This is a genomic window from Corynebacterium sp. NPDC104732 (assembly GCF_055583565.1).
On sequence record NZ_JBVJNS010000001.1, the window covers coordinates 49,596 to 67,812 of the forward strand.

Genomic DNA, 18,217 nt, shown 5'->3' on the forward strand with positions numbered 1-18,217 from the left:
CTGGGGCTGATTACTTCACCGTGTGGTTACGGCAACACAGCGAAAGCGCGGGCCGGAAATCCTGTCCCCTCCAGCGGTTTCGGCCATGATGCGACGATCAGCGCGCCGGTTTCCGGAACCTGGTCCAAGTTCGCCAGCAGTTCGATCTGCCATTTATCCTGGCCGAGGACGTACAGCTCCGTCGGCAAGGAGCCTTGCGCTGCGACGACGCCCTGGTCGGTGTCGGTGGTTTCGTGTCCAATGGCCGAGATGCCGCGCTTGTCGACGAGCCATTGCACCACCTCCACGTTCCACCCTGGGTAGTGAGTGACGCCTTCGGTATCAGCGTTGGCCATGGCTGCTGCATCTGGCCAGCGCTTGTGCCAATCGCTCCGGAAGGCGACGAAAGCACCTTCCGGGATCTGGCAGTTTCTTTCCTCCCAGGCCAGGACATCCTCGATACTTGGGGTGAAGTCATGGTTCGCAGCAACTTCCTCAGAGAAGTCGAGTACGACCAGGGGTAGGACCATCTCGGTCACCGGTATTTGGTCCAGGGGCCGAGCATTCTGCACGAAATGAACCGGTGGGTCTACGTGGGTGCCCCACTGGCCGACGAACTGGTACTGGTCGATCTCGAACCCGTGCTCAGCGACGGTAAAAAGCCGAGTACGCGTTTCGTCTGGAAGTGCCGAGAACTTTGGTTGTCCGGCATGGAAGGAATGAGTGAGGTCAACGAACGTGTGGTCGGTGCGTAGAGAGGTTGCGAGTTGCCAAAGATCAAGAGTAGCCATAAAGACAGCATGGTCTACTAGGGTAAGAGTTATCAAGACCGCTCGGTCTAGAGAGGGTTAGGGGTGTCGAATTTGGTAACGCAAACTGACGAAAACGTGGTGTTCTGTACAGTTTCCACTATCAAATCCGACATGCTAGATCTCTCTGAGCGTCCGCAGTACCTCAACCGGCGTGTGCACCACATAGGCCCGCGATCCCCCTGGCAGCGGTGGTCGCTCAACCATCACTACTGGAATACCGAGAGATCGTGCTGCCTCCAGCTTCGCCTCGGTGAGTGACCCGCCGGAGTTCTTGGTCACCAGCACGTCGATCTGGTTGCCAATCATCAAATCTTTTTCGCCCGCGACGTCGAACGGGCCGCGAGACAAGATCAATCGGTGGCGCGGCGGCAACGTCACTGATGGCTTCTCGACGCACCGGATCACATACAAATTGTGCGGATCGTTCGCGAATGGCTCGAGCTGCTGGCGGCCGATGGTGAGGAAGATGTGGTGGTGGTCGCGAGCTACCACCGACGCAGCTTCCTCCATGGAAGACACCGGGATCCACTTGTCCCCCGCGCCAGGAGTCCAGGCCGGCCGGTGCAGGCAAATGAGTGGCACACCTGAGGCACGGGAGGCCTCGGCAGCGGACGTCGATATGCGCTCGGCAAAGGGGTGGGTGGCGTCGATGACGACTTCTACCCCGTTTTCGAAAATCCAGCGAGCCATTCCGGCGGGGCCGCCGAAGCCGCCAATGCGTACCTCACCGACCGGAAGGTGCGGGTTGGAAACACGCCCTGCCAGCGAGGACGTGACCCACCACCCCTGGCCCATCATCAGGCGAGCCAGTTCGCGGGCTTCGCCGGTGCCGCCGAGGATTAGTGCGCGCATGGGATGGTCCTTCCGTGCGCATCACGAGGCCGATCGTCGGAATACAGGAAAGAATCCGGGAAACCAGACGCCCCCAGCACCTTGCCGACGATGATCATTGCAGTCCGGGAAATCCCAGCCTCTTTAACCTGTTCAGCAATATCTGAAAGCGTGCCACGCAGGATCTGTTCTTCCGGCCGGGAAGCAAACGCGACGACCGCCACTGGACAATCGGGGCCATAGTTCGGCACCAGTTCCGACACCACCCGTTTAATATCATGGGCCGCCAGGTGGATACACAGCGTCGCCTGGGACTGCCCCAACGTCGCCAGGTCCTCCCCCTCCGGCATGGCGGAGGCTCGACCCGAAACGCGGGTGAGGATGACCGTCTGCCCTACGGTTGGCACCGTGAGCTCGTGCCCAAGAGACGCTGCCGCCGCCGCGAACGACGGCACCCCGGGAACGATCTCGTAGTCGATCTCCAGCTCCACCAGGCGTCGAGCTTGCTCCGCGAGCGCCGAATACACGGACGGGTCCCCCGACTGCAGTCGCGCGACGTCTTTACCCTCTTCGTGGGCACGCTGGAGAATTGCAGTGATCTCATCGAGTGGCATCCGCGCGGTGTTGATTACTTCCGCGTCGGCCGGCACATTCGCCAGCACCTCCTGCGGCACAATGCTGCCCGCGTACAGGCACACTGGGCAGCTGCGAATCAGCTTGTCAGCACGAATAGTGAGCAGGTCAGCCGCGCCGGGGCCGGCACCGATGAAGTAAACCGTCATGCAAGCAACTATAGCTGCTTAGTCACCTTCCACTGCAGCACGGGTAGCGCCGACTTCATCGCACGGAACGCACCAACGTCCTTGCAATGAGCCACCGAAATTTCCGTGAGCGAGCCCCCATACTGGGCGTGCAGATCGTATAACAATGATGCAGACTCCAGGGTGACGGCATTAGCGACCAGGGTTCCGCCGTCGTGAAGCGCGCCCCAGCAGCTCTCGAACACGCCCGGGGCGGTGAGTCCGCCGCCGATAAATACCACGTCTGGGGTGGGGGCAGTCGTGGGGAACGCGCCCTTGACCTTAAGGTGTGGCACGCCGAGGTGGAGTGCGTTCGCGCGGATGCGGGCGCGACGTAAATCCGACTGCTCGAAACAGATCGCGCGGGTGCCGGGAGTGGAGCGGAGGAACTCGATGGCGATCGAACCGGAACCACCGCCGACGTCCCAAAGTAACTGGCCTGGCGCCGGTTCGAGGGCTGCGATGGTCAGGGCACGAACATGCTGCTTAGTGAGCTGCCCGTCCGTGTCGTAGGAGTCGTCGGGCAACCCGGGAACCAGCGAGCGGGAGGCCACCGGGGTGATCGCGATGACGTTTAGGGCACTATCGGGTGCGCGCAGCTCATCGGCTCGCGTCGTAGCGATGGTGCAGTCGGGGCCACCCAGATCACTGAGGATCGTCACCTCAGCATCGCCCTGCCCCTGCTCAACCAACAGCTGGCGGATCAGCCCGGGCGTGGTGCGGTCGCGACCCAGCACCAAAAACGGCCGCCCCTTATCCAGCACCGGGATGATCGCAGCGACCTCATTAGTCACGAGCGACACCACGTCAGTGCTGTTCAGCGACCATTTCAGCTCCGCGCAGGCGAGCGACACCGACGACGGCGCCGGGATCACACTGAACGGCCCCTCGAACTCCCGCTGCAAGGTGCTGCCAATGCCATGGAACATCGGGTCCCCGGAGCCGAGCACCACAATATTTTGGTAGCGCCAGTTCGCCAGCATGCCCGGTATAGCTGGAACCAGCGGCGACGGCCACGCCTTGAGCACCGCGGACAGCCCCACCGGCAGCAGATCGAGCTGGCGGGGCGACCCGATGACCACTCCAGCGTCGTGGATCGCGCGCTGCGCCCGGCCGGACAGGTCATCGAACCCACCCGGATTGATCCCCACCACCGTCACCCCGGTATAGGGAATCCGCACCGAAAAATCGGGGTCCACCGCGGAAAGTGTCGGGCGGGCGGGTTCTTCGTGAGCTACTGCCGGGCTGGTCATAACCAAAATTCTAGCGTGGCATATGGCGCCACAGGGGTCTCGGCACGAGCTTCATCACCCACGCCAACACCCGCAACCGGCCGGGAACCCACACAGTGCCACTACGCCGCTGCCTAACGACGGCCCGAGCAACCTCCTCTGAACGGACCGACATCGGCGCTGGCTTCATTCCTGTCGTCATCGAACCGATCACGAACCCCGGCCGGGCCAATACCAGCGACACATTGGTGCCATGCAACTCGTCCATAAGGCCCTGGCAAAACGCATCCAACCCCGCCTTGGTGGAACCGTAAACGAAATTTGCCTTGCGGGCGCGCCACCCCGCGATGGAGGAAAACGCGTAAACCGTCGAGCAAACCTCTTGCTGTCGCAAGATATCCGCCAGCACCGTGAGCATGCTGACCTGGGCCGTGTAATCGACGGTGGCGATCTCCGCGGCGTGCGCTTCATCTCTTAGGGCACGCTCGTGATCACCCAGAATCCCGAAACACACCACTGCATGCGTGATGGGACCAAAGTTTGTGGCCTCCTGTACCACGAAGCGATGAGATGAAAGATCCGTGGCCTCGAACGGCAGCACATGGACTTCCTTGGCCTCTGGCAACTCTGGGATGGCCTCGGGGCGGCGGGCACACAGGACCACGGTCTGGTCCTTGCAGAGGCGCTGGGCGATCTCACCACCGATGTCGCTGGTGGCACCGAGAATAAGAACTGTCATGAGCTAGTTACCAAATCCGGCACTGATTGAGCCGTGTTACCCCTTCTTCCGTCACCACCACAATGTCCTCGATGCGTGCGCCACACTCCCCCGGCAGGTAGATGCCTGGCTCCACCGAAAACGTCATGCCTGGCTCCAACACCAGATCATTGCCTGCCATGATGAATGGCTCCTCGTGAAGCGAAAGGCCAATGCCGTGGCCCGTCCGGTGGGTGAAAAAGTCCCCGTATCCGGCTGCTGCGATGTGATCGCGGGCAGTGGCGTCGATAAGCGCTGCCGTCGCGCCTGGCCTTACCGCTGCCACCGCGAGCTCTTGAGCCTCTCGCAGCACCTGATACCAGTCTGGCTGCTGCCCGAGGAAGTAGGTGCGCGTGCAGTCCGAATGATACCCATCGCCCCACGTGCCACCAATGTCGACGACCACCACATCGCCGTCCTGCAGCACCCGATCCGAGTAGCTGTGGTGCGGGTTGGCCCCATTGGGACCCGATCCCACAATGACGAAATCGACGGCGCTATGGCCGGCCTCCAGGATGAGACGGTGGATATCAGTCGCGACTTCAGACTCGGTTCGGCCCGGCACCAGCAAGCCCGGCACCTGCTCGTGCACACTATCGATGGCCCGGCCCGCAGCCGCAAGTTGTTCGATCTCCGTTGGGTCCTTCCGCATGTATAGCTCAGCTAGCAGCGGTGTTGCTAGGCGAGCGGTAGTTCCCAGCTCGTCTTGGATAGCGAGGAGGTGCGCAGCCGTGAGCTCGGACCCCACACCAATGGTCTTGGGGGTGCCCAGAATCTGCTTCACCAGTGCGTACGGGGACCTACCGTCCTCCCACCCCAGGATGGGGACCGGAACCTGCAACGATTCCTTGTCTACCATGGGCGCGATGTAGACGGCGTCGCCGGTGTTCGGGATGACGAGGCCGGAGAAGCGCTCATGGGTCTGCTCCCAGGCGCCCGTGAGGTAAGCCAGTTCCGCACTTGGCCCGAATACCAGACCTCCGAGGTCATGGGCCTGCGCGAGTTCCCGGGCGCGTTCAATACGGTTAAGAAAATTGTTCATCGCGTTAAGATCCGATCGCTACTACGCCGCGACGGATAGCGTCGACGGCTTTACGGGCATTGATTTGGATGGTGTCGGTGTATCCGGTTTTCTTGACCTGTTCAAGGGTGTCTATCACCTGGCGACACCAGCGGACAAAATCGCCCGGCGTCAGCTCAGCCCCGGACGCAGCCGCGGCCTGCATGCAGTAATCGAGTGGTGCGCCGGCCGCCCACTGGTGGATGGCGAGAGCAAACCCGGCCTCCGGCATCTTGGTTATGGGCAGGCGGTGCCGACGCTCATCAGATTCCAGCTCAGTCCAGATACTGTAGGTGGCGTTCATCGCATTGGCCATCGCATCGGTCGCAGCCTCTGCTTCCCCCTGGGTCTCCTTGCGGTTTTCGAAGACACACATGGATACCACCCCGGCTAGTTCTGCCGGGTCGAGCTCGTTCCAGATACCGCGACGCAGACACTGCGCCACCAGCAGGTCCGCTTCACCGTGGATCAGTGCCAGGCGCTCGCCCTCATCGGTGATGACGGGGACACGGTTGTCATCGAATTCCACGTAAGTCATTTCTTCCAGCAGGTTCAAGATGCGGTCAAAAGTCCGCCCCAGGGTGTCGGTGGCCGCGGAGACTTGGTTTTCAAGTCGGGTGAGGTCACGAGTGCGACGTGTAAGGCGCTCCCCAATCCTAGCTAGCTGCGCCAGATCTGGCCATTGATGGACCGGATGCTTCCGAAGTTGCTGCCGTAGCAAGTTTATTTCTTCGTTGCCTCTGGTTCGGGGCTCCATGCGCATCTTCTTCGGGCGTGGGTAATGATTGCCTCGGAACTGATCCACCACGTATTTCGCGTGGCGCTTCGGGTGGTGAGTGACATCTCGCGACAGCCGCATCTGGCCAATGACGATCGGTGGCATAGCGAAGCTCTCGGCATCGACCCGGCCCGACCACCCCGATTCCATGATGATCCACGGTTTCGGGTCGCGCGCGTTGTTTGCCGCGGACACCACTACCGCGAGTAGGGGCTGCCGCTTACCAGGCATAGCGATAACCTGCCCGTTTTGTAGCTTCGCCAGGACTTTCACCACTTCCCGGTAACGCTCTTCAATGCCGTGCTTGCGGGCCTTTCGCTCAGCATCCTTCAAATCACGACGGATTTGCATGTAGTCCAGGAACTCGGTAACGGGGTCGTCGGAAAGCGCCGGCGGGTTGGTCGCTGTGATGGCGGCGGTGAGCTCAGCGCGTAGCTCGGCCACCTTTTTCTCGGCGCGTTCCAGCTCGCGAACCTCGTCCACCACGGAGCCGTCCGCTTGGTACTGCGCGAAGGACTTCTCCAACAGGCGGTGCGCGGGCTCGTAGCCGATGGTTTTGAGGAGGTTCACGCTCATGTTGTAGCCCGGGGCGAACGTCGAATTGAGCGGATAGGTGCGCGTGGACGCCAATCCGGCGACAGCGCGAGGATCCATGGCGGGCGCCCACTGGACGACGGCATTGCCCAACACGTCGATACCGCGACGACCAGCTCGTCCCGTGAGCTGTGTGTATTGGCCCGGAGTGAGGTCCACATGGGCTTCCCCGTTGTATTTGACAAGTTTTTCCAGCACCACGGTTCGGGCAGGCATGTTGATGCCCATCGCGAGGGTTTCGGTGGCAAATACCGCGCGCACGAGCCCCTTGACAAAGAGCTCCTCCACAATATGCCGGAACGCCGGGAGCATACCGGCGTGGTGCGCGGCGAAGCCACGCATGAGTGCCTGTTTCCAACGGCGGAAATCAAGCACCTTAAGATCCTCTTCCGGGATGCCTTCCACGCCTTGGTCAACGATCTGTGCGATCAGCTCTGCCTCTTCCTGACTGGTGAGTGTCAGTTGGGAACGCATGCACTGGTAGAGTGCGCCGTCGCAGCCGGCACGAGAAAAAATGAAGGTGATAGCGGGCAGCATCTTCTGGTTCCGGAGGATCTGCAGTACCTCCGGTCGGCCGAGGGGCCGGAATCGGTCCTGCTCGCGTGGGGCGCCGGAGCGTCGCACTACCCTGTCGCCACCTTTCGACCGAGACCGAAATCCAGCTGCTTTGTTGTACTGCGAACGCTGATCCTGGGCCTGGCCTGATTCTAGGCGGTGGATATAGTGCTGTAAATCCCTGTTGACTTTGCCCTCTGCATTTTCGAACAACGGGAAAATTTTGCGTCCTACCAGCATGTATTGGTCGAGCGGGACGGGACGCTTGTCTGTGACAATCACTTTGGTATCCCCGCGCACCGTGGACAGCCAATTGCCGAACTCTTCGGAGTTGGAGACCGTTGCCGAAAGGCCGATGATCTGCACGGATTCGTCGAGATTCAGGATGACCTCTTCCCACACTGCGCCACGTGATTGGTCAGCAAGGAAGTGAATTTCGTCCATCACCACGTGGGTGAGGCGATCGAGGTTGCTGCTTTCGGCGTAGATCATGTTGCGCAGCACCTCGGTGGTCATCACGACGATCTCGGCGTCGCCGTTGATGGATACATCGCCGGTCAGTAGCCCCACGGCATCCTCGCCGTGGATTTTGCGCAGGTCATGGAACTTCTGGTTACTCAAGGCCTTGATTGGGGTGGTGTAAAAACACTTTGTCCCACGACTCAGAGCGAGGGAGACGGCGAACTCCCCCACGATCGTCTTTCCTGCGCCGGTCGGTGCGCACACGAGAACGCCGTGCCCCTCTTCGACGGCTTGGCAGCCTTCCACTTGGAAATCGTCGAGCGGGAACTTGAGATGCGCGGTGAACTCAGCGAGGTGTGTCATATGTACTAATCTACCTGTTAAATAAGGGATTGGTTCAGACGTTCTAATGTAGTTGTGGGGCCTGCTTGGTTATCTCTAAATTAGCTATTGCGTTCTAAAATGTCAATGGTATGGTGGAGGTAGAAAAGTTCATACGGGGGAAGTTCATGAGAACACTTGAACAAGCACAATTAGCCATCAAACACGCATTGGTATCCGGAGCTTCATTCGAAGCCTTTCCACTGCTCCTGGGCATATACGAGGATCTTGCGCGTCTGCTCACCGACACTGCCCGAGGGCGTGACATTAGCGAGCTTATCGACGCCGGAATGTCCCGAAGCTCGGCCCGTGCCCTGCTACTCAGGGCCGACAATCCTTGGGATGAGGACATCCCAGTGGGACACCAGGACCGAATTTTAAGCGCGATGAAGGCATTATCGTCATCATCGCCGAGAGCGAGGGAGCTCTACGCCGAGGCGGCGGAAACGGCACGGACGTCCTCGGAGCGACAAACTCACCGCCACACTAAAGAACTCGTGCGCCAGGAAAATCAACGTCTGGGCAAGGATCCGTGGGAAGCGTATCGGCAGCGAAGTTTCCGAATGCGGGAAGCGGATGAACACGGTGGATACCGGATTTCGGGCTACCTTCCTCCTGCCACAGCGGCCCTGCTGCGTGGGGTGTTAGATAGGGCATTCCACTTGGGGAGAAGCCACGATGACGATCGCCGGACCGTGGATCAACGCAGCGCTGACGCATTCGACCAGGTTTTACGATGGGCATCGGCCCAACAAGTAGAAAGCACCGGCCATGCGGCAATCGTGGTTTCAGTGACCGAGGATGATGAATTCGATCTGGAAGCCAGGTTTGGTTCCAATGTTGGAGTCGATCTGAATCTGTTCGAACTAGCGATGTTGTCCGGAGACAAACTGGTCGACTACATCGCAGTGCATACACATAACGGGGCATTAGCATCCCTTTACAGTGCGAATAGATCCGCCACATTCTTGCAGCGCATCGGACTTATCGCTCGGGACCTAGTGTGCCAGCATCCTGGGTGCGATGTGCGGGCCAGCCGCTGCGACGCACACCATGTCATCCCGTGGTACAGGAATGGCCTCACTGATATCGGAAACTTGGTTTGGCTCTGTCGAGCGCATCATGGCTGTAATGACGATACCCATGAGAAACAGCACATGGAGATGGAGGATGGAATGCCGGTATGGGTGGACAAAAACGGAAACCGCAGGAGAAACGATTCCCCTGCGGCGCGAAAAGCCGGTGGCCGACGGCTACAAAACATCGTCAAAAGCTGAGCCAGGTCGAGCCGAAATGTCCCCTACCGGTTTCTCGATCGGTGCTGGACTTTCCAGGCTACCGGCGGAATCATCGTCCTCATCCAACCAGTCTGGGCGCTTGCGGTCACGACGTTTGTCATTCAGGCGACAGAACTGCAACGCCAATTCCACCAAAATCACGAGAGAACAACCCAACGCCACCATCGACATCGGGTCCTGACCTGGGGTCATGAATGCCGCAAAAATGAACAGCGACAAAATGATGATCCGACGCTTGTCCTTAATGGCGTCATATTCGAGGATGCCCGCAATATTCAGCATCACAATAATCAGTGGCACCTCAAAGCTGACCCCGAAGACCAGGAGCAAGGCGATAAAGAACCCGTAGTACCGTTCGCCACTGAGCGCTGTGGTCTGGGTTTCGTTACCGATTGACAGTAGGACTTCCAAGCCATATGCCATGACGAAGTAAGCCATTCCGGCACCGGCGACGAAAAGCAGCACCGCGATTGACACGAAGCTGAACGTCCACCGACGCTCGTTCTTCATCAATCCGGGAGTAACAAATCCCCAGATCTGTGCCAGCCACACCGGGGAGGCAAACACCGCTCCGGCCAGCGCGCCTACCTTCAGGCGCAGCATGAACATCTCGAATGGTGCGGTAGCCAACAACTTGCACGAGCCATCACGCGAGAAATCGGCACGAAGAGCGGGATCCAACTTGCAGTAGGGGCCCTTCAGCAACTCACCCAGCGAGATCACGCCGAAGAAGGAGTGCTGGTACCAAATGAAACCGATCACAGTGCCAACGGCGAGTGCTGCGATGGAGATCAGCAGGCGACGACGTAACTCCTGAATGTGTTCAACGAGGGTCATTGACCCATCGGCGTTACGTTTCTTCATTAGTGCTGCTGCTGATTAGGGTTCCGCTCTGGTTCCTGGATTGGCTGTGGGTGCTGGTAGCCCTGCTGCTCGATGGCAGGCGGCTGTGGCTGTGGCTGACCATCGTTTTGCATTTCCCTGACTTCGGACTTGAAAATGCGCATCGAGCGACCCAGGGAACGGGCAGCATCGGGGAGCTTCTTCGCGCCGAACAGCAAAATCAGAACAACGGCGATGATAATCAGCTCAGTGGGGCCAAGGTTTGGCATGTGGTTACCCCTTATAACGATCAGAATGTGACAACAGCTCATCATACGCCCTGAGGCCTGCCTGCGCTCGTTCCGTGACGATGTCGGCGAGTTCCTGTGGGGCGACGATAGTGAGGTTTCCTTCGCAGGCTAACACAAACCGCACGAGCCACTCTTCGGAGCCTATGGGGATGGTGCCGGAAATCCACCCAGTGGTGTCTGCTTCTCTGAGTGTGAGGGGAATGTAGTCTGCGATCCATGCGTAGTGCGGGGCGACGCGGACGGTGGCCATCTTGCGGGTTCGGGCAAATCCGAACGGGTCGGTTGCGGACAGGGACAGTTTCGCTAGATGTGGCTGTGAAGCTTCATCCGTAAGTGTGACGTCGCTCATCCGGTCGGTTCGGAACGTGCGGTGCGCATCAATACCGTGGTCCCAGCCGGTGAGGTAGGTGAATCCGTCGCGGGTGAAGATATGTGCGGGAGAGACAACACGTGTAGAGGTGTCGAACGTCGTTTGCGAGAAGTAGGCAAAGGTCAGTTGTTTACCTTCGTCCATGGCGATGCGGACGGTGGTGAGGATGGGATCTTCCGGGGCGTCGGCGGTGGCGTCGACGACGGCAGCGACTTCGGAGCCCATAATGCCGCGGAGTTTCGTCGCCGCGCTGGTGACTGCTGCCTTGTCGACAAGTCCGGGCGTTGCCTCTAGGTTCTCCAAGGCCAGGAGCAGGGCGGCGGCTTCTGTCGTCGTGAGGCGTAGCGGGCGGTCCATACCTTGGGCGTTGTCGACACGCACTTTGCGGTAGTCATGCTCCATTTCCACTAGGTCACCCGGCATCAGGCCTGGTAGACCGCAGCACCAGAGGCGGTTGAGGTCGTCCATGATGTGGTCCGGGGCCCGGCCGAGGTCTCGGGCGGCTTCCATGACGGTGCGTTCGGGGTGGGCCTCGAAGTATGGCAGGAGGTTGAGCATCCGGACGAGGTCGGCTAGGCGTTCATTTTTTCGTGACATTACGCAGTCCTTCTATCACCGATTCGCGCACGTCGGGTGGCGAGAGCACGAGCACGTCGGGGGCGTTGCCGACGCAGGTCCGTACGAGCCATTGCTTGTCGACGTCCGTCAGCGTCACCCTCTCCCCCGAGCGTTCACCCAGGTGCTCGAGCTCCGGGACGAGGCCCGGGGACATCTGGACGACGGCGGATACTAGTTCTTTTCCACGGCGAAGGGTGTCCTCGACGATGCGTTGCAGATCAACATCGGGGCGTGGGTGACTGCCCTTGCCGACAGTTTTGATACTGGAGAGGCGGGTGATGCGGAACACGCGAACGTCGGAGCGGTCAATGTCGAAACCTACGAGGTACATCCGACCACGCAGTGGGACGAGTCCCCACGGGTCCATGGTACGGGTGACTGGTTCAGCGACGGCGTGTGCGGTGTAGTCGAAGATGAGGCGTCGCCCGCGGTTGCAGGCGTCGACGATGTGGTCGAGGGTTGAAGCAGACAGGTTGCTGAGGTCACTGTGGGTGCTCATGCGGTCCACCCCGGCGAAGGACCTGGACGCGCCGGAGGCGGCGATTTTGGTCCAGCCGGAACGCCCGAACACGGCGAGCTCGCCGGTGAGGCCGCGCTCCCCCGCGAGTCCCAAAACGGTGGCTTCCTCGGGAGTGAAGCTCACTGCCGGGAGAGAATAGTCCTCTTCCTGCAGGCGGTAACCAGTGACCTCGCCGGCGATGACCTCGATGGGGACGCCAACTTTCTGCAGGGCGAGCCGGTCGCGTTGGAAGGCACGGTCGAAGGCAGCGGGTGATTTGTCTTGGTAGCCGTCGACGTTCCGGTGCACCCACTCTGCGGTGAGGAATTGGCGCCCCATCTGTTTCGCGCTGAGGAACGCGAAGGTGAGGTTGGTGAGGCGCTCCAGGGCGGCGTCTTTCTCTGTCACAGATACTCCAGGAGTTCATCGACGTGGGTATCGACGGCGGCAAAGGGATCGCCGAGCTCCACCATGCGTGGTTCGGGCTGGTTCACCTTCAGGCGCATCCAGTCGACGGTCACCGAAGCTTCTTTTTCGAGTGCTTTGGCCAGGAACTTACCACGCAGCGCGGCGCGGGTGGTTTGGGGCGCCTGCACGCGGGCTTGGTCGATCGCCTCATCGGTGGTCCACCGCTTCACCAGCCCCTTGTTTTGCAGGACGGAGAAAATTCCGCGACCAGGACGAATGTCGTGGTACATCAGGTCGATTTGGGCGAGCTTTGGATGGTCCAGGTCCCAGCCGTACTTGGCCACGTAGCGGTCAATAAGCTTCTTTTTGATTACCCAGTCGATTTCGGTGTCTACTTGGGAGAAGTCACCGCTTTCGATGGCATCCAAGGTGCGGGTCCATAGGTCGAGGACTGGATCCTCGCGCCACTCGGTGGCGGCGGCTAGGTAGGCGCGCTGCATGTTCAAGGCGGTGACCGTGGCGCCATTCTTGAGCTCAAGGACAGTGCTGCCAGTGATGTCGCGTGCGATTTCTCGAATAGAAGCAATGTCGTCGGCAAGCTCGAAGTCTGGCAGGTCGACACCCGCCTCGATCATCTCTAGCACTAGCTGCGTCGACCCTACCTTGAGAGCGAACGTAGGTTCGGCCATGTTGGAGTCGCCGACGATCACGTGCAAGCGCCGGTAGCTGGAAGAATCAGCGTGTGGCTCGTCGCGAGTGTTTATCATCGGGCGACTGCGGGTGGTGGCAGACGACACTCCCTCCCACACATGGTCGGCGCGCTGCGAGACGCACCAGCCGGTACCGAAGTGTGAGCTGGCACTGCCGAGGAACGACCGGTAAATCATGCCGGCGCCGGCGATCAGCTGGCGGGTGACCAGGAACGGGATGAGCTTGCGGCCGAGGACCTTGAGCACCGCGCTGCGTGGTACCAGGTAGTTTTCGTGGCAGCCGTAGGAATTGCCCTGCGTGTCCACATTGTTTTTGAACAGGTAGATCTGGGCTGCCTTGCCCTCAGCGGCGAGGGCGAGCTCAGCCTCCTGCGCGAGAGCGTCGACGATCCGGTCCCCCGCTTTGTCGTAGTTCAGAAGTTGGGTCACGGAGTCGCACTCCGCGGTGGCGTACTCCGGGTGGGATCCCACATCGAGGTACAGGCGGGAGGCGTTGGGGATAAAGATGTTGGAGCTCGAATACTTGTCCACGATCGGCCGGAACATGTAACGCGCTACTTCGTCTGGCGTCATCGGGGGCACGTCACCCGGCAGCGTGGCCATGATGCCGTACTCCGTCTCAATCCCCATGATTCTGCGCAAGGGCTACTCGCCGCCCTTCTGCACGTAGGAGCGCACGAATTCTTCCGCGTTGTTTTCCAGCAGGCCGTCGATCTCATCGAGTAGATCATCGGTGCCTTGCGTGTTCAGCTGGACTTGCCCGGCAGTGTCGAGCGAATCGTCGTCTGGGGTGCCGGCGCCGGCTGCGTAGCTTTGAGTCATGGTTAGTCCTTTCCTTCGATCAAGTGTAGGGCGCGCGGGTCGTTGGCGGTGTAGGAATCGACTTCCGGCATGCTGATGCGCTGGTTGTCGATCACAATGCTGTCCCAGCTGGCGGCCTGCACCCGGTCGCCGTGTTGCTGCATCATCGTGCCACGGGTGTAGGCGCGAGTGTCGCGGGGCGGTGTGGTGGCGGCGTGAGCGATCTCCTCTTCTGTCACTAGGGTTCGCATCCGTCCCTTGCGCACCAGGGCGTGGTAAAGCGACTTGGCGGGGTCAATATCGCAGTATTGCAGGTCGATGAGCTGGAGTTTCGGGTCATCCCAGGTCAGGCCCCGGGCGATGAATCCCTGCATGAGGGCAAGTTTCGCGGTCCAATCCAGCAGGTGGCTCGTCGCGAGGGGATCTTGTTCCAACAGGGACATGACTTCGCCCCACAGCTGGTGTTCCCGGGATCCGCTGGCGACCCGTGCGTGGTATTCCCGCAGAATCTCCAGTGCGGTGAGGGAGCGGCCGTCCTTGAGCTCCAGCTTGTGGGTGAGCGTGAGATCCCGGGAAACCTGTGAAACTTCCGCCACAGGCTCCTTCAACGTCAGGTCGGCGAAGGACACCCCGTTTTCGATAGCGTCCAGCACTAGCGCCGTCATCCCCAGCTTGAGGAAGTTTGAGGTCTGCGACATGTTTGCGTCGCCAATGATGACGTGCAGGCGCCCGAAGCGTTCTTCGTCGGCGTGTGGTTCGTCGCGGGTATTAATGATGCCACGGTTCAGCGTCGTCTCGAGCGAAATCTCCGTTTCGATGTAGTCTGCGCGCTGGGAAATCTGGAAACCCGGCTGCTCTCCCCTGGCACCGAGGCCGACGCGCCCGGCACCGATGATTACTTGCCGCGTCACAAAGAAAGGGATCAGCGCAGCCGCCAGCACATCAAAATCCGTGCTTCGCGAGTAGAGATAGTTTTCGTGGCTGCCGTAGGACGCGCCTTTGCCGTCCACGTTGTGCTTGTAGATTTTCAGTTCCGGGCACGGCTCATGCCCATCGAGCGCCGACAGCCCCTGAGCGCTCAGCTCCGCAACGGCCGCGACGGCCTCGCGCAGGATCACGTCCCCGGCGGCGTCGTAAAGCATGGCGTCCCAGGCGTTGGTGGTTTCCGGCGCGGAATACTCCGGGTGCGCGTGGTCGACGTAGAAGCGCGCGCCGTTTCCGAGCACAACATTGGCCACACCGACGGCGTTCGGATCGATAACCGGCACCGTGTGGTAGCGCTTGAGGTCGAATCCGCGCAGGTCCCGCAGGGGGTGCTCGGCTTCGAAGTCCCAGCGCGCACGCCGGGCGCTTATCGACGCCGCGTACCCCACCACCGCGTGGGTGGAGGTAATGATGGGGCTGAGTAACGGGTCTGCCGGGGTGGCGATGCCGTATTCAGTTTCGGTTCCCATGAATCTACTCATGTGCTACCCCACAATCTTTGCTTGGATGACCTTGCCGCCGTGGCGGCCGGTGATGCGTGCCCACTCGTCCGGGTTGGAGGTGTTGGGCAGGTCTTCGTTTTCTTTGTTTTCCATGTCGATCGCCGCGAGGATGTGTGCTTCGGTGATGCCAGGGCCTGCTCCGGAGAGCTGATCTTTGATCGCGAGTTTTTTAGCGCGGCCGACGATATTGGCGATCATCGCTCCCGAGACGAAGTCCCTGTAGTGCAGGGTTTCTTTGGTCCCGTCAAGCAGGGTGAGTTCCACGAAGGGTTTGTCTTGGTAGAGGTAACCCACGGCGGAGTCGATGAGTGAGGCGGCGGGCTGTGCGAGGGGGATGCCGTCGGTGAGGTAGCGGGCGAAGATGTCGGTGGCCTGTTCTTTTCCGGGGCGGGAGACGCGGATCTTCACGTCGAGGCGGCCCGGGCGGAGGATGGCTGGGTCGATGAGTTCTTCGCGGTTGGTGGCGCCGATGACGATGACGTTGGAGAGGGACTCGACGCCGTCGAGTTCGGCGAGCAACTGCGGGACGACGGTGGTTTCCACATCGGAGCTCACGCCGGAGCCGCGGGTGCGGAAGATTGATTCCATTTCGTCGAAGAACACGATGACGGGGCGGCCTTCGGCGGCCAATTCCCGGGCGCGTTCGAAGATGAGTCGGATTTGGCGTTCCGTTTCGCCTACGTACTTGTTCAGCAGCTCGGGGCCCTTCACGTTAAGGAAGTAGGAGCCACCTTTGACGCCGAGGCGTTCGGCGAGGGAATGTGCGACGGCTTTCGCGATCATGGTCTTGCCGCAGCCGGGAGGGCCGTACAGCAGCACGCCTTTGGGTGGGTGCAGGTCGTAGGTGCGGAAGAGGTCTGGGTGGGCGAAGGGCAGTTCGACGGCGTCTTTGATGTGCTCGATTTGTTCGTCGAGGCCGCCGACGTCGGCGTAGGTGACGTCGGGGACGTCTTCGAGGGCGAGGCGGTGGACTTCGGATTTGGGGATCACTTCGAAGGCGTACCCGGATTTTTGATCGACCAGTAGTGTGTCCCCGGGCCGAGGTTTGCGTTCTGCGCTGAGTAGTTTGGCGGCGAGGCGGATGACTTGCTCCTCCCCTGCTTGGTTGGCGATGAGGGCGCGGTCGGTGCCGAGGCGTTCGGTGAGGGTTGCGAGGCTGCCTTCTTCGGAGTAGCCGCACGCCTCGACGACGACGGATCCCTCTCCGAGCCGGACTTTCATGCCCGGGGTGAGGGACTCTTTAGCCAGCGCTGGGTCAACCATGAGACGCATGTGGCGGTTGCCGGTAAATACTTCGGCGGCGCGCCCGTTTTCGGCGTATTCAAGGAATACTCCGTAGGTGGAGGGCGGGGTTTTGAGTCCCTCGATCTCTTCGTAGAGGAGGGCTAGTTTGTCGCGGGATGCTTTGAGTAGCTCGGCGAGTTTGGTGTTGCGGTCTGCGAGCTCGCGGAGCTGGCCTTTGAGGCGGCGCACTTCTGCTGCGTGCTGCGCTTCTTCGGGCGTGGGGATAGTCATGGTTCTACGATAGCGTGAACACTGGTTTGGCCATTTGCCAGCCACCGGATCGAGTGGCGGCTGGGGATTCGTTGCGTGTTCGGGTGCCATCCCGGCGGACGAAGATTGGGCGACCGAGGCTCATTTCGATGTGGTCTTCCACCCAACCATCGTCCACCATTCTGTGATGATTGGGGCACAGCAGACTCAGGTTGTCTAGTGAGGTTGGGCCTCCTCGGGACCATGGGACCACGTGGTGGGATTCGCATCTGCTGGCGGGCACGTTGCACCCAGGATGTTGGCAGACGCCATCTCGGGCGAATAGTGAGAGACGTTGGTAGAAGTTTGCGGTTCTGTTGCCTGTGACTAGTTGTTTTACTGCCCCGTTGTGGTCGTGGACTGGGATGTAGTCGACGTCCATGAGGCTGAGATCGATGCCGACGTTGCTGCCGAATTTGGCTCGCCAGTCGAATTCGTCCCATTCGGTGACGCTGACGATGAGGCAGCAGTGCCCGTTGTGGCTGCGGCGGTCGCTGGAGGCCCAACGGAGTACTTGTTCGAAGGCGTCGGCTTCGCGCTGGGTTATGGTACGTCGGTCGTCTTCGGGATCTGCGGACTTCTTGTCTGCGCGGAAAGCCTGGTCGAGCAGAGACTTAAACAGCGCCGCGGTGGCTGCGGGGGCGTAACCGTTGAATTTGCATCCGCCGAGCCTGAAGCGACGCTGGCGGTATGCCTCAAAAGGATCCTGAGCGAGCCGTTCGTTTTCCTCCCGCACGAGTTTCCGTGCGTAATCACGGGTCTGGCGTGGAGTGGACTTCAGCGCGGCATGCGCTGCAGCTTGGTAGATTTCCGTGCGTCGATCAGATGATGACGACAACTTTTCCATGGCGCCCAGGATAAGATCCTGGTGCTCTACTGGAACTCCGGGGTTCCACCAGTTGTTGGCCCTTCGTTCGATCCGGTAGGCCTCCGACGCGCTGGCGCCGGACTTCTCTAGTTCGCGGCGGCTCCTGCCTGCTGCCATGCGGGTTTCGAGTCGGGCCACGATCTCTTTTAATGCGAGTAGATCGCCAAAAGATTCGAAGCAGTTGCCGTCGTGAAGCGCCTGCTCCAACAGCGCTGTAGCCTGCTTAATCATGGCAACCCCCTCCCGAAAAA

17 protein-coding genes are annotated in these 18,217 nt (G+C 60.4%); 1 reads left to right on the forward strand and 16 read right to left on the reverse strand.

Going from position 1 to position 18,217, the window contains the following annotated elements:
* Positions 1 to 26 precede the first annotated feature (26 nt).
* The 7 genes from ACZ6ZO_RS00255 to ACZ6ZO_RS00285 all read right to left on the reverse strand — a co-directional run bounded on the left by ACZ6ZO_RS00255 (position 27) and on the right by ACZ6ZO_RS00285 (position 8,223).
* The gene (locus ACZ6ZO_RS00255; RefSeq protein ID WP_182386105.1) at positions 27 to 770 is read right to left on the reverse strand and encodes a cyclase family protein; all 744 of its coding nucleotides are present in this window, start codon (positions 768 to 770) and stop codon (positions 27 to 29) included.
* 135 nt (positions 771 to 905) lie between these two features.
* Positions 906 to 1,643 carry a cobalt-precorrin-6A reductase gene (locus tag ACZ6ZO_RS00260; RefSeq protein ID WP_465289738.1) on the reverse strand — a complete coding sequence of 246 codons (738 nt, stop codon included), beginning with the start codon at positions 1,641 to 1,643 and terminating at the stop codon, positions 906 to 908.
* The gene (cobM, locus tag ACZ6ZO_RS00265) at positions 1,631 to 2,404 is read right to left on the reverse strand and encodes a precorrin-4 C(11)-methyltransferase (RefSeq protein WP_465289740.1); all 774 of its coding nucleotides are present in this window, start codon (positions 2,402 to 2,404) and stop codon (positions 1,631 to 1,633) included. The genes ACZ6ZO_RS00260 and cobM overlap by 13 nt, the downstream gene beginning before the upstream one ends.
* An 8-nt stretch (positions 2,405 to 2,412) precedes the next feature.
* On the reverse strand, positions 2,413 to 3,675 hold the full coding sequence (gene cbiE, locus ACZ6ZO_RS00270; protein ID WP_465289742.1) for a precorrin-6y C5,15-methyltransferase (decarboxylating) subunit CbiE: 1,263 nt from the start codon (positions 3,673 to 3,675) through the stop codon (positions 2,413 to 2,415).
* 10 nt (positions 3,676 to 3,685) lie between these two features.
* On the reverse strand, positions 3,686 to 4,393 hold the full coding sequence (locus ACZ6ZO_RS00275; protein ID WP_182386109.1) for an SDR family oxidoreductase: 708 nt from the start codon (positions 4,391 to 4,393) through the stop codon (positions 3,686 to 3,688).
* Positions 4,394 to 4,400: 7 nt separating this feature from the next.
* Positions 4,401 to 5,453 (reverse strand): M24 family metallopeptidase, encoded by a 1,053-nt coding sequence (locus ACZ6ZO_RS00280; RefSeq protein WP_465289744.1) that lies wholly within the window; start codon positions 5,451 to 5,453, stop codon positions 4,401 to 4,403.
* A 4-nt stretch (positions 5,454 to 5,457) separates the two neighbouring features.
* Positions 5,458 to 8,223, reverse strand: coding sequence for a DEAD/DEAH box helicase (locus ACZ6ZO_RS00285; protein ID WP_465289746.1), 2,766 nt, complete (start codon positions 8,221 to 8,223; stop codon positions 5,458 to 5,460).
* A gap of 146 nt (positions 8,224 to 8,369) precedes the next feature.
* Here ACZ6ZO_RS00285 and ACZ6ZO_RS00290 point away from each other — a divergent pair, with 146 nt between their 5' ends.
* A complete protein-coding gene (locus tag ACZ6ZO_RS00290) occupies positions 8,370 to 9,518 on the forward strand; it encodes an HNH endonuclease signature motif containing protein (protein ID WP_465289748.1) in 1,149 nt (382 codons plus the stop codon).
* Here the strand turns inward: ACZ6ZO_RS00290 and tatC are convergent.
* The 9 genes from tatC to ACZ6ZO_RS00335 are packed head-to-tail and all read right to left on the reverse strand — an operon-like array spanning position 9,495 to position 18,197.
* A complete protein-coding gene (gene tatC, locus ACZ6ZO_RS00295) occupies positions 9,495 to 10,403 on the reverse strand; it encodes a twin-arginine translocase subunit TatC (protein WP_232843282.1) in 909 nt (302 codons plus the stop codon). The genes ACZ6ZO_RS00290 and tatC overlap by 24 nt on opposite strands.
* The gene (tatA, locus tag ACZ6ZO_RS00300; protein ID WP_182386114.1) at positions 10,403 to 10,651 is read right to left on the reverse strand and encodes a Sec-independent protein translocase subunit TatA; all 249 of its coding nucleotides are present in this window, start codon (positions 10,649 to 10,651) and stop codon (positions 10,403 to 10,405) included. Before tatA ends, tatC begins: the two co-directional genes overlap by 1 nt.
* A 4-nt stretch (positions 10,652 to 10,655) precedes the next feature.
* Positions 10,656 to 11,639, reverse strand: a complete 984-nt coding sequence (locus ACZ6ZO_RS00305) for a helix-turn-helix transcriptional regulator (protein WP_465289751.1) — start codon at positions 11,637 to 11,639, stop codon at positions 10,656 to 10,658.
* Entirely contained in the window at positions 11,623 to 12,567 is a 945-nt protein-coding gene (locus ACZ6ZO_RS00310; RefSeq protein ID WP_232843283.1) for a helix-turn-helix transcriptional regulator, read from the reverse strand. Before ACZ6ZO_RS00310 ends, ACZ6ZO_RS00305 begins: the two co-directional genes overlap by 17 nt.
* Positions 12,564 to 13,907 carry a Pup--protein ligase gene (pafA, locus tag ACZ6ZO_RS00315; protein WP_465289753.1) on the reverse strand — a complete coding sequence of 448 codons (1,344 nt, stop codon included), beginning with the start codon at positions 13,905 to 13,907 and terminating at the stop codon, positions 12,564 to 12,566. The genes ACZ6ZO_RS00310 and pafA overlap by 4 nt, the downstream gene beginning before the upstream one ends.
* A gap of 15 nt (positions 13,908 to 13,922) precedes the next feature.
* Entirely contained in the window at positions 13,923 to 14,099 is a 177-nt protein-coding gene (locus ACZ6ZO_RS00320; protein ID WP_182386116.1) for a ubiquitin-like protein Pup, read from the reverse strand.
* Positions 14,100 to 14,101: 2 nt separating this feature from the next.
* Positions 14,102 to 15,544, reverse strand: a complete 1,443-nt coding sequence (gene dop, locus ACZ6ZO_RS00325) for a depupylase/deamidase Dop (RefSeq protein ID WP_465289755.1) — start codon at positions 15,542 to 15,544, stop codon at positions 14,102 to 14,104.
* Positions 15,545 to 15,547: 3 nt separating this feature from the next.
* Complete coding sequence (arc, locus tag ACZ6ZO_RS00330) at positions 15,548 to 17,080, reverse strand: proteasome ATPase (RefSeq protein ID WP_465289757.1); 1,533 nt, start codon at positions 17,078 to 17,080, stop codon at positions 15,548 to 15,550.
* A 4-nt stretch (positions 17,081 to 17,084) separates the two neighbouring features.
* The gene (locus tag ACZ6ZO_RS00335; protein WP_465289759.1) at positions 17,085 to 18,197 is read right to left on the reverse strand and encodes an HNH endonuclease signature motif containing protein; all 1,113 of its coding nucleotides are present in this window, start codon (positions 18,195 to 18,197) and stop codon (positions 17,085 to 17,087) included.
* Positions 18,198 to 18,217 lie beyond the last annotated feature (20 nt).

What these genes read in the sequence shown, in the direction of transcription:
- arc (WP_465289757.1), bottom strand. Translation starts at nt 17,080, where the DNA reads ATGACTATCCCCACGCCCGAAGAAGCGCAGCACGCAGCAGAAGTGCGC.
- ACZ6ZO_RS00260 (WP_465289738.1), bottom strand. Translation starts at nt 1,643, where the DNA reads ATGCGCGCACTAATCCTCGGCGGCACCGGCGAAGCCCGCGAACTGGCT.
- pafA (WP_465289753.1), bottom strand. Translation starts at nt 13,907, where the DNA reads ATGGGGATTGAGACGGAGTACGGCATCATGGCCACGCTGCCGGGTGAC.
- tatC (WP_232843282.1), bottom strand. Translation starts at nt 10,403, where the DNA reads ATGAAGAAACGTAACGCCGATGGGTCAATGACCCTCGTTGAACACATT.
- ACZ6ZO_RS00320 (WP_182386116.1), bottom strand. Translation starts at nt 14,099, where the DNA reads ATGACTCAAAGCTACGCAGCCGGCGCCGGCACCCCAGACGACGATTCG.
- ACZ6ZO_RS00275 (WP_182386109.1), bottom strand. Translation starts at nt 4,393, where the DNA reads ATGACAGTTCTTATTCTCGGTGCCACCAGCGACATCGGTGGTGAGATC.
- ACZ6ZO_RS00280 (WP_465289744.1), bottom strand. Translation starts at nt 5,453, where the DNA reads ATGAACAATTTTCTTAACCGTATTGAACGCGCCCGGGAACTCGCGCAG.
- ACZ6ZO_RS00255 (WP_182386105.1), bottom strand. Translation starts at nt 770, where the DNA reads ATGGCTACTCTTGATCTTTGGCAACTCGCAACCTCTCTACGCACCGAC.
- dop (WP_465289755.1), bottom strand. Translation starts at nt 15,544, where the DNA reads ATGAGTAGATTCATGGGAACCGAAACTGAATACGGCATCGCCACCCCG.
- ACZ6ZO_RS00290 (WP_465289748.1), top strand. Translation starts at nt 8,370, where the DNA reads ATGAGAACACTTGAACAAGCACAATTAGCCATCAAACACGCATTGGTA.
- tatA (WP_182386114.1), bottom strand. Translation starts at nt 10,651, where the DNA reads ATGCCAAACCTTGGCCCCACTGAGCTGATTATCATCGCCGTTGTTCTG.
- ACZ6ZO_RS00285 (WP_465289746.1), bottom strand. Translation starts at nt 8,223, where the DNA reads ATGACACACCTCGCTGAGTTCACCGCGCATCTCAAGTTCCCGCTCGAC.
- cbiE (WP_465289742.1), bottom strand. Translation starts at nt 3,675, where the DNA reads ATGACCAGCCCGGCAGTAGCTCACGAAGAACCCGCCCGCCCGACACTT.
- ACZ6ZO_RS00335 (WP_465289759.1), bottom strand. Translation starts at nt 18,197, where the DNA reads ATGATTAAGCAGGCTACAGCGCTGTTGGAGCAGGCGCTTCACGACGGC.
- ACZ6ZO_RS00305 (WP_465289751.1), bottom strand. Translation starts at nt 11,639, where the DNA reads ATGTCACGAAAAAATGAACGCCTAGCCGACCTCGTCCGGATGCTCAAC.
- cobM (WP_465289740.1), bottom strand. Translation starts at nt 2,404, where the DNA reads ATGACGGTTTACTTCATCGGTGCCGGCCCCGGCGCGGCTGACCTGCTC.